Below are 12,302 nucleotides of genomic sequence, written 5' to 3'. Positions count from 1 at the left end.
ACTGGATTCTTCAGGGAACTGTAAGGTATCCTTGGCATCTAAGCCTTCTAGGCAAATCAATTTCTGCCGTACACAGGAGTCCTCCATGAACGAATACCGTCCGTCCCCCTTTAACCGTTCCGGCACCCTCGCCGGCGCGCCGGGCGAGGTCGTGCGCAACAAAGTGCTGCGCAACACCTATTGGCTCCTGGCGCTCTCGCTGATCCCGACCGTATTGGGCGCGGCCGTCGGCCTGTACACCGGCATCAATCGTGTCATGGGTGCCAGCCCGGGTCTGTCCGCCATCGTGTTCCTGGTGGGCGCCTTCGGCATGATGTTCGCCATCGAGAAGAACAAGAACAACTCGCTGGGCGTGGTGTTGCTGCTCGCCTTCACGTTCTTCATGGGCGTAATGCTGTCGCGCCTGCTCGGCTTCGTGATGGGCTTCAGCAACGGCTCGCAGCTGGTCATGACGGCCTTCGGCGGCACGGCGATCGTGTTCGGCACGATGGCCACGCTGGCCACCACCATCAAGCGCGACCTGTCCGGCCTGCAGAAATTCCTGTTCATCGGCGCCGTCGTGATCCTGGTGGCGGCCCTGGCCAACATCTTCCTGCAACTGCCCGCGCTGATGCTGACCATCTCGGTGCTGGCCATCGTGATCTTCTCGGCGTTCATGCTGGTCGACCTGCAGCGCGTCGTGAACGGCGGCGAAACCAACTACGTGTCCGCCACGCTGGCCATCTACCTGGACGTCTACAACGTCTTCTCGAACCTGCTGATGCTGCTGGGCATCTTTGGCGGCAACCGCGAGTAAGCGCGCCGCTGTCACAGTCGCAAGGGCCTGCATGAACCATGCAGGCCCTTTTTCATTGGAGCGAGCCATGCCTGATCGCCGTCGATTCCTGCAGGCCGCCGCCTGCGCGCCGCTGCTGGCCCAGTCCTGGACGGCAAGCGCCCTGAGCCTCCAGCGGCCGATGCTGACCCGCCCGATCGGGGCCGCCGGCGACATGCTGCCGGTGATCGGCCTGGGCACCGCCGACACCTTCAATGTGTCGCCCTCGGACGCGGCCGCCATGGCGCCGCTGGCGCAGGTCGTGGACGCCTTGCTGGAGGCGCGCGGTTCGCTCATCGACACCGCCCCCAGCTACGGACAGGCCGAGGCCGTCACCGGCGCGCTGCTGGCGCGCGAGCCGGACCGGCGTCCGCTGGTGTTCCTGGCCACCAAGATCAGCACCCAGGGCCACGAGGCGGCCCGGCGCCAGATCGAGAACTCGCTGCGCGCGCTGCGCACGCAGAAGCTCGACCTGATCCAGGTCCACAACCTGATCGACACCCGCAACCAGCTGGCGCTGCTGCGCGAACTCAAGCAGCAGGGCGTGACGCGCTACCTCGGCATCACGCACTACACCGACGCCGCCCACGACGAACTGACCGAGCTGGTCGAGAAGGAAAAGCCCGACTTCCTGCAGATCAATCTGTCGGTGGGCGCGCGCAATGCCGAAAAGCGCCTGCTGCCGGCCTGCCAGGCCAACGGCGTCGCGGTGCTGATCAACCGCCCGTTCCAGGACGGCGCGCTGTTCCGCCAGGTCCGGGACCGGCCGCTGCCGGCCCTGGCCGGTGAAATCGACTGCACCTCATGGGCGCAGTTGTTCCTGAAATTCATCATCGGCCATCCCGCCGTGACCGCCGTCATCCCCGCCACCTCCAAGCCGGCCAACATGGTGGACAACGCGCGGGCCGGCTTCGGTCCGCAACCGGACGCGGCGCTGCGCGAACGCATCGCCGCCCTGCTGGGCTGAAGCCATGCGCGCCCCCGGCTCCTGGCGCCAGCGGGCGGCGCAAGCGCTGGGGATCCAGCCCGGCGAGGTGGCGGCGGGCGCCTGCGGCTTCGCCTTCTTCTTTTTCCTGTTCTGCGGCTATTTCATGCTGCGGCCGATCCGCGAGACGCTGGGCATCCAGGCCGGCGTCGACCAGTTGCAATGGCTGTTCACGGCCACCTTCCTGGCCATGCTGGCGGTGGTGCCGCTGTTCGGCTGGCTGTCTGGCCGGGTGCCGCGCGCCACGCTGGTGACCTGGGCCTACGCGGTGTTCGCCGCCACCATGGCCGGCTACGCGGCGCTGTTCCACTGGCAACCCGATGGCGTCTGGGCCGCGCGCAGCTTCTACGTGTGGTTGTCGGTCTTCAACCTGTTCGTGGTCTCGCTCGGCTGGAGCCTGATGGCCGACGTCTTCCGCATGGAGTCGGCCAAGCGCCTGTTCGCCTTCATCGCCGCCGGCGCCAGCGCCGGGGGATTGTGCGGCCCCCTGTTGGGCGGCCTGCTGGCGGGCACGCTCGGCGCGGCGGGCCTGCTGCTGTTGTCGGCGCTGCTGCTGACGGCGACGCTGCCGCTCAAGCGCTGGCTGCTGCGCTGGCGCGCCGCGACCCGCCCCGAGGCCGAGACCGCCGCACTGGCGCGCCCGATCCCGGGCGCCATGCTGGCCGGACTGTCGCGGGTGTTCCAGTCGCCCTACCTGCTGGGCATCGCCGTGCTGGTGCTGCTGCTGGCCACGCTCAGCACCTTCCTGTACATGGAGCAGGCGCGGCTGGTGGCCGAGACCTTCCCGGACAGAGCGCAGCGTATCCGCGTCTTCGCCACGCTGGACTTCATCGTGCAAGCCCTGGCGCTGCTGTCGCAGCTATTCCTCACCGGCCGCGTCGCCGCCTGGCTGGGCGTGCGATTCCTGATGGCGGCGGTACCGCTGGCCATGGCGCTGGCGTTCCTGGCGCTGGCGGCCTACCCGGTGTTCGCGGTGCTGGCCGTCGCCATGATCTTGCGACGCGCCGGCGAATACGCCCTGGTCAAGCCGGGACGCGAAATGCTGTTCACCGCGGTCTCGCCCGAGGACAAATACAAGACCAAGAACGTCATCGACACCGTGGTCTACCGCGCTGGCGACGCGGCCAGCGGCTGGGTCAAGGCCGGGGTCGACGCGCTGGGCCACGGCGTGGCGCTGATCGCCCTGCTGGGCGCGCTGTGCGCGCTGGCCGCGGCGGCGCTCGGCTATGGGCTGGGACGCAAGGCCGACCGCCAGCCGCCGCAACCTTAGATTCTTTCAAATACCCATCTGATAAAACCAAACGGAATCCCGACGCGGCCGCCGCACAATAGCGCAGCCCTCAACGTCCCGGGAACCGTCATGAAACGCTCCGCCAGCCTTGCCGCCCTGTTGCTTTGCCTGACCGCGCAGCCCGCGCTGGCCGAATACCCGGAACGGCCCATCACGATGATCGTGCCGGCCGCCGCCGGCGGCAACGCCGACATCACCGCCCGCCTGGTCGGCCAGGAAATGAGCCGCGTGCTGGGCCAGCCGGTGGTCATCGAGAACCGTGTGGGCGCGGGCGGCCGCATCGGCACCCAGGCGCTGGTGCGCGCCGCGGCCGACGGCTATACCATCGGCTACGCCCACGTCGGCACGCTGGTGCTGCATCGCTATCTCTTCAAGCAGCAGCTCTATGACCTGGACCGCGACATCACGCCGATCGGGCTGGTGGCCGAAACCCCCAACGTCATCGTCGTCAACGCCGCCTCGCCCTACCGCGATCTCAAAAGCTTCATCGACGCCAGCCGCGCCCAGCCCGACCGCCTGACCATGACGTCGGCCGATCCCGGCACCACCAGCGAAGTCGGCGTCAAGCTGTTCATCGCCCAGACCGGCGCGGCGGTGCGGCAGATTCCCTACAAGGCCACGGCCGCGCAGTTGGCCGACCTGCTGGGCGGCCACGTCGATTCGATGATGGAGAACCTGCCGCCCCTGATCGGCAACCTGAAGGATGGCCGCCTGCGCGCGCTGGCAGTCACCACCAAGGCCCGCGCGGCATCCAACCCGGATGTGCCGACAGTGGCCGAGCAAGGCTATCCCGACTACGAGCAATCGGCCTGGAGCGCGCTGGTGGCGCCGGCCGGCACGCCGCCCGCCGTCATCGCGCGGCTGAACGCCGCGATGAACGCCGCGTTGCGGGCGGAACCCGTCGCGCGTGAACTGCGCAGCCGCTCGCAGGAGCCGCTCGGCGGCGCGCCTGCCGACGTCCAGACCCAGATCCAGAAGGAACTGCCCAAATGGGAAAATCTCATCAAGGCCGCCGGCACCACGCTGGATTGATTCACCCTCGCCCCCGACCGGAAGCCACGCCATGATCCAGGTAAGCCGCGAAGACTTCAGCTGCGCCGCCACCAACGCCTCGGCCTACCGGCGCGTGACCATCCCGGTGCTGAAGATCGAGGCCGGCCCCGGGCCGGCCGTGGCGCTGATGGCCGGCGTGCATGGCGACGAATGGGAAGGCCAGGCGGCCATCCTGCAGCTCTGGCAACTGCTGCCGGGCGTCCTGCAGCGTGGCACGGTCTACCTGCTGCCCGCCGCCAATGCCGAGGCCTCGCTGGCCGGCACGCGCCTGTCGCCCTCCGACGGCGGCAACCTGAACCGCGCCTTCCTCGGCGCGCCGGCGCGCGGCTATACCGAGAGCGTGGCCGCCGCGCTGGAGGCGCGGCTGCTGCCGCGCATCCAGGCGCTGGTGGACGTCCACAGCGGCGGTGCGTCGCTGCGCTATCTGCCGTCTTCGGTCATCACGCGCTACGGTGATGATCCCTATGATGAACGCCTGCCGGCCCTGGCCCGCGCCTTCGGCATGCCGCATTGCGTCTTCTTTCGCGGCGGCGAATCCGGTTCGATGCCGGCCGCCGCCAGCCGCCTGGGGGTGCTGCGCCTGAGCGCGGAAGTCGGCGGCGGCGGCGAGACCACCCGCGCGCTGGTGGAACGCTGCCGCGACGGCCTGCTCGGCTGCCTGGCCGAACTGGGCCTGCTGGCCGCCGCCACGCCACGCCAGCCGGCCCCGTTGCTGCACGACCTGGACGCGCCGGCCGCCACCCTGCGCGGCCGCGAACCGGGCGTGTTCATCCCCGCCGTCGATCTGGGCCAGACCGTGACCGCCGGCCAGACCATCGGCCAGCTCATAGAACCCGCCCGCCCCGATCTGCCCGCGCGCGCCCTGGCCAGCCCGCAGGCCGGCACCGTCGTCTGCCTGCGCGCCATCGCCCGCAGCGACGACGGCGACTGCCTGCTGCAGGTCGCGCCCGCCCTTCCCCTGGACTCCCTTGCCTCGTTGTACTGACCCATGCTGATGAACCCCCGCTTGTCCGGCCTGCGCTGCATCCGCTGCGACAGCCACCTGCCGCCCGCCGACTACCCGGAAGGCTGCCCGCATTGCCTGGAGGCCGGCCATCCCGCGTCGCTGGAATGCCAGTACGCCGCAGGCTCTGGCGACGCAATCGACCTGCCGGTGCTGGACCCCGTCACGCTGGGTGAAGGCGCCACGCCCTGCCTGGACGCGCCCGCGCTGGCGCAGGCCGAGGGCGTGGGCCGGCTCTGGCTCAAATGCGAGAGCGCCAACCCCACCGGCAGCCACAAGGACCGCATGGCCGCGCAACTGGTGTCGCGCGCCCGGCTGGCCGGCGCCACGCGCGTGGCCGCGGCTTCCAGCGGCAACGCCGGCGTCTCGCTGGCGGCCTATTGCGCCGCCGCCGGTTTGCAGGCCGACATCGCCATCACCCGCAACTGCCCGCCGCTGCAGCGCGAGGCCATGCAGCGCTTCGGCGCCCGTCTGACCGCGTTCGACGACAGCCTGGGCCGCTGGCCCCATGTCGCCGACCTGTGCCGCAACCAGGGCGCTTTCGCTGGCACCAACTATCTCAACCCGCCGGTCGGTACACACCCCCACGGCGTCGAAGGCTATAAGCCAATCGCACAGGAATTGTTCGACCGCTGCGGCCTGCCCACCGACATCGTCGTGCCAACCGCGCGCGGCGACCTGCTGTGGGGCATTCTGCTGGGCTGGCAGCAATTGCTGCGCGCCGGCCGCATCCCCCGGCTGCCACGGCTGCATGCGGTCGAGCCGTACGCCCGCCTGTCGCGGGCCCGCGCCGCGGGCGATGCGCGCGGCCTGTGGGAAGGGGCCACCGACCAATACTCGATCGCCGGCGGCACGGTCACGCTGCAATCGCTGGAGGCGCTGACGCGCTCAGGCGGCTCGCCGGTCGAGGTCTCCGATGCCGCCGCCGCCCAGGCGCAGCAGCGGCTGGAGCGCCTTGGACTGGCTACGGAGCTGTCGTCGGCCGCCGCTCTGGCGGCGGTCACGCGGTTGCGCCGCGCCGGCCAGCTGGATGCGGAATCGTCGGTGGTGCTGATCCTGACGGCGGACGGCCGCCGCGGCTAGGCGGCGGCAACGGCTGCGCGGGCCGCGCACCCGTCAGCCGCGCTTGACGCCGTAGCGTTCCACCAACGGCGCCAACGCCGCGCGCAGGCAGGTCGCCCAGTACTTGCCAGCCTCCGACAGCGGCCGGCTGCCATGCAGGATCATGTGGCATTCGAAATGCACCGGCGCCGCCAGCGGCCGGTGGCACAAGCCCGCGGCTTCCAGCCCCACCGCGGTGGCGGGGTTGGCGATGCCGACGCCATGGCCGGCCAGCGCCAGCTGGCAAACCGTGCTCGAGTACGGCGTCTCGATCGCGACGCGCAGGCCGAGGCCGGCCTGCAGCACCAGCGCGTCCAGCCGCTGGCGCGAGGCATCCTCGGCATTCAGGGCGATCACGTCCACCTCGGCCAGTTGCGCCAGGCCGACCTGCTCCAGGCGCGCCAGCGGATGGCCGTCCGGGAACACCGTCACGGCCCGCAGGCTGGCCAGGCGGTGGCCGCGCAGGCCCTCCAGTTCCGACTCATCGGCCACGGCAGCCAGATCGAGTTCGCCCGACACCACCATGTCGCGCAGCGTGTTCGAATCGCGGATCTGCAGATACAGGGGCGTGTCCGGATAACGCTCGCGAAAGCGCGCGATGGTAGCGTTGACGATCGCCCCGCTGTAGGCATGGATGCAGCCGATGCGCAAGCGCGGCTGGGCCGCGCCGCGGATCGCGCGGATCTTGCGGCCCAGGCTTTCCAGGCCGACGTTCAAACGGCGGATTTCCTCGTACAGCAGCGTGGCCTCGGGCGTGCGCTGCATGCGCTGGCGCACGCGCTCGAACAGTCGCAATTCGATGCTGGCCTCGAGCGCGGCCAGCGTGGCGCTGACCGTGGCCGGCGACACATCGAGCCGCCGGGCCGCGGCGGTCACGCTTTCCGTTTCATAGACGGTGCGGAAGGTCTCGACCTGCTTGAGCGTGAAGGTCATGGCCGGCGCCCCGCGGGTTCAGATACGCTGCAGGTCCATCAGCACCCGGCGCGTGGCCAGGGGCCGGCCGGCCAGGTTCTCGGCCAGGCGTTCGCGCAGGTCGCGGCGTAGCGCCGGCTCGATGACAGGGTCGTCGAAATCGGGTTCGGCCTCATCGACGCCGTAGCCGGTCTCGCGCAGCAGCGTCCATTCGAAGCGGCGCAAGGCCCCCGCCGCGCGCGTGCCGCCCGACAGCTGCTGCAGCGCCATGTCGTAGGCGTCGAACAGCAGCGGATGGGCATCCTCGCGCGGCAGCAGCCGCAGCAGCAGTTCATTCATGTACCACGCCGACATCAGCGCGGTGCCGCTCAGGGCACGCACGCCCATGATCTCGGCGCGGGTCAGGGTCTTGACCTCGCCGTTGCCGGTCCACGACAGCAGCAGCGGCTGGAACGCCGACAACACCGGACGCAGCACGGAATACGGGCGCTTGGCGCCCTTGGCGACCATGGCCACACAGCCGTGGTCGCGCGAGAAAGTCTGAACGATGAGGGACGTCTCGCGCCACGCGGTGGCGTGGAGCATGTATCCCGGGCGATCCTGGACGCGAGGCGCCCGTCTACTCATAGCCCAGGTCGCGCAGCGCACTCTCGCGGTCGGACCAGCCCTTGCGCACCTTGATGTAAATCTCCAGGTGCACTGGCTTGTCCAGCAGCTTGGCGATGTCCTGCCGCGCCTCGGAGGCGATGCGTTTCATGTGCATGCCGCCGGTGCCCAGCAGGATCGGCTTGTGGCTGTCGCGCTCCACCACGACGCAGGCGGCGATGCGCGCGCCCTTGTCGGTCTCTTCCCACTGCTCGATCACGACCGTACAGCCGTAGGGCAGTTCGTCGCCGACCAGGCGGAAGATCTTCTCGCGCACCAGTTCCGCGGCGATGAAGCGCATCGGCCGGTCGGTCAGGGTGTCTTCCTCGAACATCGGCTCGCCTTCCGGCAGCCGCGCCGCGATTTCCTGCAGCAGCTGGTCGAGCTGCTGGTTCTTGGTGGCGCTGACCGGCACCACGGCGCCGAACGGACGCAGCGCCATGATCTTCGAAACGAACGCGAACAACTCGTCGCGGTTCTTCAGCGCGTCGATCTTGCTGACGACCAGGATGGTGCGTTCCGGCGCCGGCAGCAGCGGCAGCAGCTTGGCGTCGCCTTCCGACCACTTGCCGGCCTCGACCACGTGCACCACCACGTCGACGTCGGCCAGCGCCTGCGTCACGACGCGGTTCATCATGCGGTTCATGGCGCCGCCGTGGCGCGTCTGGAAGCCCGGCGTATCGACGAACACGAACTGTTCGTGGTCGCGCGTCAGCACCCCGTGGATGCGGTGGCGCGTGGTCTGCGCCTTGCGCGACACGATGGAGATCTTGGAACCGATCAGCGCGTTCGTCAGCGTGGACTTGCCCACATTGGGGCGGCCGACGATGGCCACGAAACCGGTACGGAAAGGGGTATCGCTCATTTAGTCTCTTGGGACACTGCCACGGGCAGCGACAACTGCGCGGTCTTGCGCGCCTTGCCCGACTTGCGGGCGGCCTTGGACGCCGGGCTGATGGCCTGCGCCGCCTCCAGCGCCAGCTTGGCGGCCGACTGCTCGGCCGCGCGGCGGCTGGCGCCGGGCGCGTTCACCTTGATCTCGAGCGCAGGAATGGCGCATTCGACCTCGAACTGCTGGCTGTGGGCGGCGCCGTGCGTGGCCACCACGGTGTACACGGGCAAGGCCAGCTTGCGGCCTTGCAGGAATTCCTGCAGCAAGGTCTTGGCGTCCTTGCCCAGGGTCTTGGGGTCGACCGAGGCCAGCACCGGCTGGTACTGGCGCACGATCACGCGGCGGGCAGCGTCGAAACCAGCGTCCAGGAACACCGCGCCGAACAGGGCTTCGACCGTATCGGCCAGGATCGACGGCCGGCGGAAACCGCCGCTCTTCAGTTCGCCTTCGCCCAGGCGCAGGTATTGGGACAGCTCCAGGCGCTGGGCGATGTCCGCCAGCGAAGCCTGCTTGACCAGGTTGGCGCGCAGGCGTGACAGATCGCCCTCGTCGATTTTCGCGTAACGCTCGAACAGCATCGCCGCGACGACGAAGTTGAGCACGGAATCCCCGAGGAACTCCAGGCGCTCGTTGTGGCGCGCACCATGGCTGCGGTGGGTCAGCGCCTGTTCAAGCAGTGCTGGATCACCGAAGTGATGATCCAGCCGGTTTTCTAGCGTGGCTAGCGACATAATCAGTTGAACCGGCCGATGCGGCTGAGATCGCTGAAATTCATCCAGATGAAGAACGCCTTCCCGACGATATTGGATTCCGGCACGAAACCCCAGTATCGGCTGTCGGCGCTGTTATCCCGATTATCGCCCATGGCGAAGTATTGCCCCTCGGGTACTTTGCAGCGTACCCCATCGCGCGAATATTGGCAGTTCCCGAGGTTGGGAAATTGGTACTGCGGGCGATATTCCTGCGGCCTGCCTTCATCCAACAGGATATTGTGGCTAACTTCGCCCAATTTCTCCTTATATTGTGCGATATAGGAGACACGATCAGGCTCAAAGTAGTCACCGTCGCGCGTATGCGGCACCAATTGGCCGTTCACATACAGTTTTTTGTCGAGGTAGGCGATTTCGTCGCCGGGCAGGCCGACCACCCGCTTGATGTAATCGACGTCCGGATCGACCGGGTAGCGGAACACGAACACGTCGCCGCGCTGCGGCTTGCCGATGTCGATGACCTTCTTGTCGATCACGGGCAGGCGCAGGCCGTAGCTGAACTTGTTCACCAGGATCAGGTCGCCCGATTGCAGCGTCGGCAGCATCGAACCCGAGGGAATGCGGAACGGCTCCACCACGAACGAACGCAGCACGAACACGAACAGGATCACGGGAAAGAAACTGACCGCGTATTCGATCCACCACGGCACGCGGCGGGCCTTGTCGCCGGCCTCGCGTCGCAAACGCTCGGCCTCTTGCGAATCGCCGATCAGCGCCGCGTCGTACTGCGCCATCGCCTCTTGCGCCCGGCGCTCGCGGCCGCGCCGCAATACGGCCAGATCGAGCGCCCAGATAATGCCGGTCAGCACCAGCAGAACAAACAGGATCAGGGCAAAGTTCCAACTCATCAGCTAACCGCCTTCTCGGGTTCTATTTGTCTTCCACTTGCAGGATGGCCAGGAAGGCCTCTTGCGGAATTTCCACCGTGCCGACCTGCTTCATACGCTTCTTGCCGGCCTTCTGCTTTTCCAGCAGCTTCTTCTTGCGCGAGATGTCGCCGCCATAGCACTTGGCCAGCACGTTCTTGCGCAGCGCCTTGACGTTCTCGCGGGCGATGATTTCGGCGCCGATGGCCGCCTGGATCACCACGTCGAACATCTGGCGCGGAATCAGGCCGCGCATGCGCGTCACCACGTCGCGGGCGCGATGGCGGGCGTTGCTGCGGTGGACGATCACGGCCAGCGCGTCGACGCGATCGTTGTTGATCAGCAGGTCCACGCGCACCACGTCGGCCGAGCGGTATTCGAGGAACTCGTAGTCCATCGAGGCGTAGCCGCGCGACACCGACTTGAGCTTGTCGAAGAAGTCCAGCACGATCTCGGCCAGCGGGATCTCGTACACCAGGTGCACCTGGCGGCCGTGATAGCTCATGTTGATCTGCACGCCGCGCTTGTTGTTGCACAGCGTCATCACCGGACCGACATAGTCCTGCGGCATGAACAGCGTGACCTTCACGATCGGCTCGCGGATGTCGGCGATCTTGCCGATCTCGGGCATGCGCGACGGGCTTTCGACGGTGATCACCGAGCCATCGCGCTGCTCGACTTCGTACACCACCGACGGCGCGGTGGTGATGATGTCCATGTCGAACTCGCGCTCCAGGCGCTCCTGCACGATTTCCATGTGCAGCAGGCCGAGGAAGCCGCAGCGAAAGCCAAAGCCCAGCGCCTGCGACACTTCGGGTTCGAACATCAGCGCCGCGTCGTTCAGCTTGAGCTTCTCGAGCGAATCGCGCAGCTGGTCGTATTCGGAGCTTTCGACCGGGTACAGGCCGGCGAACACCTGCGGCTTGACTTCCTTGAAGCCGGGCAGCGGCTCGGCGGCCGGCTTGCTCGCCAGCGTGACCGTGTCGCCGACCTTGGCGTCCTCGAGCTGCTTGATGCCGGCGATGATGAAGCCCACCTCGCCCGCCGACAGGTGCGGACGCTGCTGCGACTTGGGCGTGAACACGCCGGTCTGCTCGCACAGGTGGGTGGCGCCGGAAGCCATCAACAGGATCTTGTCCTTGGGCTTGAGCATGCCGTTGACGATGCGAACCAGCATCACCACGCCAACGTAGTTGTCGAACCACGAGTCGATGATCAGCGCCTGCAGCGGCGCATCGGGATCGCCCTTGGGCTGCGGCACCCGCGCGACGATGGATTCGAGGATCTCGTCGATGCCCATGCCGGTCTTGGCGCTGGCCAGCACCGCCTGCGAGGCGTCGATGCCGATCACGTCCTCGACTTCCTGGCGCGCGCTGTCCGGATCGGCCTGCGGCAGGTCCATCTTGTTCAGCACCGGCAGCACTTCCACGCCCAGCTCGATGGCGGTGTAGCAGTTGGCCACGGTCTGCGCTTCGACGCCCTGCGAGGCGTCGACCACCAGCAGCGCGCCTTCGCAGGCCGACAGCGAGCGGCTGACTTCATACGAGAAGTCGACGTGCCCCGGGGTGTCGATCAGGTTCAGGTTGTAGATCTTGCCGTCCTGCGCCTTGTAGTGCAGGGCCGCCGTCTGGGCCTTGATGGTAATGCCGCGCTCGCGCTCGATCTCCATGGAGTCGAGCACCTGCGCCGACATTTCGCGATCCGCCAATCCGCCGCAGCGCTGGATCAGGCGATCGGCCAGGGTCGATTTGCCGTGATCGATGTGGGCAATGATGGAGAAGTTGCGAATATGCTGCATGCTTGAATTTAAAAGGGACGGAACATTCGGCAAACTGCCGGAAGACGCCGCCACCAGGGTAGGCACGGCTGACGGGTTGGGGCCGCCAGGCCGGACCGCCCGCCGCCCCGGCCTCGCTTGCGGCGGGCTGCGGACGGCGTCTGGCGGGGGCAAAAACGAGGGGGCGCCAGGC

The 12,302-nt window shown here is 67.9% G+C and carries 12 protein-coding genes; 6 read left to right on the top strand and 6 right to left on the bottom strand.

All coding sequences use genetic code 11. From position 1 onward, the window contains the following. Positions 1-85 precede the first annotated feature (85 nt). The 6 genes from AruCF_RS04235 (at position 86) to AruCF_RS04210 (ending at position 6,229) form a co-directional block, all read left to right on the top strand. On the top strand, positions 86-796 hold the full coding sequence (locus AruCF_RS04235; RefSeq protein ID WP_006393496.1) for a Bax inhibitor-1/YccA family protein: 711 nt from the start codon (positions 86-88) through the stop codon (positions 794-796). Positions 797-863: 67 nt separating this feature from the next. Next, positions 864-1,781, top strand: coding sequence for an aldo/keto reductase (locus AruCF_RS04230; RefSeq protein WP_049072183.1), 918 nt, complete (start codon positions 864-866; stop codon positions 1,779-1,781). Positions 1,782-1,785: 4 nt separating this feature from the next. After that, the gene (locus AruCF_RS04225; RefSeq protein WP_049072182.1) at positions 1,786-3,069 is read left to right on the top strand and encodes an NTP/NDP exchange transporter; all 1,284 of its coding nucleotides are present in this window, start codon (positions 1,786-1,788) and stop codon (positions 3,067-3,069) included. Positions 3,070-3,159: 90 nt separating this feature from the next. Next, positions 3,160-4,122, top strand: coding sequence for a Bug family tripartite tricarboxylate transporter substrate binding protein (locus AruCF_RS04220; RefSeq protein WP_049072181.1), 963 nt, complete (start codon positions 3,160-3,162; stop codon positions 4,120-4,122). Between the two features lie 31 nt (positions 4,123-4,153). Continuing rightward, positions 4,154-5,128, top strand: coding sequence for a M14 family metallopeptidase (locus AruCF_RS04215; protein WP_049072180.1), 975 nt, complete (start codon positions 4,154-4,156; stop codon positions 5,126-5,128). 3 nt (positions 5,129-5,131) lie between these two features. Next, positions 5,132-6,229: a pyridoxal-phosphate dependent enzyme gene (locus AruCF_RS04210; RefSeq protein WP_049072178.1), complete on the top strand. Its 1,098-nt coding sequence runs from the start codon at positions 5,132-5,134 to the stop codon at positions 6,227-6,229. A gap of 33 nt (positions 6,230-6,262) precedes the next feature. On the opposite strand, the gene AruCF_RS04205 is transcribed toward AruCF_RS04210, so the two are convergent. The 6 genes from AruCF_RS04205 to lepA are packed head-to-tail and all read right to left on the bottom strand — an operon-like array spanning position 6,263 to position 12,130. After that, entirely contained in the window at positions 6,263-7,180 is a 918-nt protein-coding gene (locus AruCF_RS04205) for a LysR substrate-binding domain-containing protein (RefSeq protein ID WP_049072177.1), read from the bottom strand. Between the two features lie 18 nt (positions 7,181-7,198). Further along, positions 7,199-7,786 (bottom strand): DNA repair protein RecO, encoded by a 588-nt coding sequence (gene recO / locus AruCF_RS04200; protein ID WP_006393489.1) that lies wholly within the window; start codon positions 7,784-7,786, stop codon positions 7,199-7,201. Next, positions 7,779-8,669 (bottom strand): GTPase Era, encoded by an 891-nt coding sequence (gene era, locus AruCF_RS04195; protein WP_049072175.1) that lies wholly within the window; start codon positions 8,667-8,669, stop codon positions 7,779-7,781. The genes recO and era overlap by 8 nt, the downstream gene beginning before the upstream one ends. Continuing rightward, positions 8,666-9,427 carry a ribonuclease III gene (gene rnc, locus AruCF_RS04190; RefSeq protein ID WP_049072173.1) on the bottom strand — a complete coding sequence of 254 codons (762 nt, stop codon included), beginning with the start codon at positions 9,425-9,427 and terminating at the stop codon, positions 8,666-8,668. The genes era and rnc overlap by 4 nt, the downstream gene beginning before the upstream one ends. A 2-nt stretch (positions 9,428-9,429) precedes the next feature. Beyond that, on the bottom strand, positions 9,430-10,314 hold the full coding sequence (gene lepB / locus AruCF_RS04185; RefSeq protein ID WP_049072172.1) for a signal peptidase I: 885 nt from the start codon (positions 10,312-10,314) through the stop codon (positions 9,430-9,432). 22 nt (positions 10,315-10,336) lie between these two features. Further along, on the bottom strand, positions 10,337-12,130 hold the full coding sequence (gene lepA / locus AruCF_RS04180; RefSeq protein WP_049072171.1) for a translation elongation factor 4: 1,794 nt from the start codon (positions 12,128-12,130) through the stop codon (positions 10,337-10,339). Positions 12,131-12,302: the final 172 nt, after the last annotated feature.

The sequence above is a fragment of the Achromobacter ruhlandii genome (assembly GCF_002082135.1).
Lineage (GTDB): Bacteria > Pseudomonadota > Gammaproteobacteria > Burkholderiales > Burkholderiaceae_B > Achromobacter > Achromobacter ruhlandii.
Note: the sequence above shows the minus strand (reverse complement) of the source record. Positions and strands in the feature narration are given on the sequence as shown.